The sequence below is a fragment of the Frankia sp. CoWAU3 genome, assembly GCF_977971855.1.
Genome location: NZ_CDWWXB010000332.1, coordinates 1 through 2,568 on the forward strand (window position 1 = coordinate 1; position 2,568 = coordinate 2,568).

The window sequence follows — 2,568 nt, forward strand, 5'->3', positions numbered from 1 at the left end:
ACCTGGATGAAGCCGTCCGCCCTCTCCTCCACCAGGTCCCCGGTCCGAAACCAGCCGTCCGCGGTGAGCGAGTCGCTGGGATAGTTCAGGTAGCCGAGGAACTGCGTCGTCGTCTTCAGCTGTAGCTCGCCGTCGACGACCCGGTGCCGGACGTTCGGGTCGTCGATCCGAAACCAGGTGCTGCTCGACGACTCGCTGGTGGTCGTCGAGATGCCTGTCTCGCTGGTTCCGAAGGTCTGCAGCAGCCGCACGTTCGGGAACGCCTCGTTGACCCGCCGCAGCAGCTCCTCCGGCATCGGCTCGGTGCCGTAGGTGATCAGCCGCAGGCTGCTGAGGTCGTGCCGCTGGTGGTAGCCGCCGATGAGGATCAGGTTCAGGAAGGTCGGGCTGGTGGGCAGCAGCCGGATCCGGTATCGCTCGATCAGCGCGCAGATCTCCTCCGGCGTCCGCTGCCGCGGCACGATCGCGGTGTTGCCCGCGCGCAGCGCGCCGAGTAGCGAGTTGATGCCGCCGATGTGGTCGAACAGCAGGAACATGAGGATGTTGGCGGGCCGACCGCCGGTGCGCGCCCGTTTCCCGAGCTTGTCTGCCATGATCGCGTCTAGGTTGTGCAAGATCGCCTTCGGGGTGCCGGTGCTGCCGCTGCTGAGCAGCACCAGCCCGGCGGCACCAGCCGCGGCGAGTCGCTCGTGGGCACCGCCGGCCGGTGCCACCGCCTGGACCGCCGGCACCGGATCGATCACGACCGTGGATCCTTCGGCCGCTGCGTCGACCCGGACGAGGTGTACGGGTGCGCACGACTGTGTGATCGTCGACAGCGTGCCCTCGGTGACGGTGACCACCGGGACGATGACGTTCCGATTGACGAACAGCGCGAACAGCGCAGCGACCGAGCGGAAGGAGAAGTCCGCGTTCAGCACGACCACCTCGTGCGGCCGCACCTGGTGCGGCCGCAGGGCGTCGCCCAGCCGCTCGATCTCGGCCGCCAGCTCGCCGTAGGTATACGGAACCTCCCGGTTGACGAGGGCCGGCCGGTCCGCCAGCTCCGCGAACCTGCCGACGAGTTCGTCTCGCATTCAGGTCACCCCGCCCAGAAAGATGGTCTCGCCGGTGACGAAACCGGCCGCCGGCGAGAGCAGGAACTCGACGGGGCCGACGATGTCCGCCATGGTGCACATACGTTTGATGGCCTGCCGCCCGACCAGACTGTCGATCTTCTCCGCCGCGACGGTCCGGGTGAGGACCGTGCGGACCGGTGGAAGACCGATCCCGTTCACCCTGATGTTGAACTCGGCCAGCTCCTTGCTCATGACTCTGGTGAGCTGGTCGACCGCGCTCTTGCTGGCGGAGTAGACCAGCTGCCCGGCCAGTGCCCACGGCACGGCGACCGTCGAGATGTTGAGGATCGCCGGCGCCGGCTCGGCGCTGCGGCGCAGCAGCTTGGTCGCCTCCCGGCAGCAGTCCAGCACCGCGAAGAAGTTGATGTCGAAGAGGCTTCGGGTGACCCCCTCGGGCGTCATCATGAAGTGGTTCATGTTTGCCGTGCCAGCGTTGTTGACCAGCGCGTCCAGGTAACCGTGTTCCCCGCGTATCCGCCGGCACATGGACCGGATGGCCTTCGCGTCGGTGAGGTCCACCTCGAAGTGCTGGTAACGGGGGTGCTCGATACTGGCCGCTTTTCGGCTACAGCCGACCACCGTGTGCCCGCGCTCCAGGAAATGCGTCGCCAAGGCATGCCCGACACCGACTCTGGTGCCCGTGATCAGGATGAGCATCTGTTCAGTGCAGCCGGTAGCCGAGCAGCAGCGGCAGGGTGTAGAGAGGTGGTTTGATGTCCGCCGCGTCCAGTGTCTTCGACTTGTAGAGGGATGGCACCTCGCGGGGCATCGACCGGCTCAGCACGGGCTTCTTCTGACCGGGCTCCACGAGTTCCCCGTCGGTCACGATGAACTCGACGCCGAGCCGCAGGCACCAGTACAGCTTGAGCCGGTGGATGGCGTCGAAGAAGATTCTGTTTTCGCTGACGTAGATGATTCTGCCGAACGGGACGAACCGGCGTAGCCACATCTTCTTGATGATCACGTAGCAGTAGTCGGTGCGACCCTTCGGGCGGATCAGGTAGTGCCGGCACTCGACCGTCTCGTGATCGAAGAAGATCTGCCGGTCGCCGGGGTCCAGGTACTGGACTATCGCGTGCTTCTCACTCTCGATCCGGAACCCCGAGCGCAGGCTGCGCGGGGTGGGGATCGGCAGGATCATCAGCAGCCGCGTCTCCAGGTCGGCCCAGCCGAACTTCTTGCTGATGTCGTAGACGGTCCGGGTCGGCGTGTAGTTCACCAGGGTGGCCTTGCGCACCGACAGCGCGGGCAGGAACAGCCGCAGGCTCTCGTTGCGGTACTGCTCCTGCACGTACCAGCTGTGCACCTCGCAGAACTTGTGCCGCTCTCCCTTGATCTCCCGCTCGGTGAACAGCAGACCGAGGAAGCCGACGACCTCTTCGCCGTCCTCCATGACGTAGCCGTAGTAGCCCCAGGGCTGCGCGAAGGTCGCGTGGTGTGACGGCCCGTT

General features: G+C 66.0%; 3 protein-coding genes. All 3 read right to left on the bottom strand.

Translation table 11 applies throughout. The annotated features are described in order from the left end of the window. Positions 1–1,076 (bottom strand): AMP-binding protein (locus AC08ON_RS18060; protein ID WP_476617430.1); only part of this gene is annotated, 1,076 nt, incomplete at its 3' end. Then, complete coding sequence (locus AC08ON_RS18065; protein WP_476610361.1) at positions 1,077–1,775, bottom strand: SDR family NAD(P)-dependent oxidoreductase; 699 nt, start codon at positions 1,773–1,775, stop codon at positions 1,077–1,079. Positions 1,776–1,779: 4 nt separating this feature from the next. After that, a partial coding sequence (locus tag AC08ON_RS18070; RefSeq protein ID WP_476617431.1) for a hypothetical protein occupies positions 1,780–2,568 on the bottom strand: 789 nt, incomplete at its 5' end.

Bases quoted from the DNA above. Each gene is read 5' to 3' on its own strand.
- AC08ON_RS18065 (WP_476610361.1), bottom strand. From the start codon at position 1,775: ATGCTCATCCTGATCACGGGCACCAGAGTCGGTGTCGGGCATGCCTTG.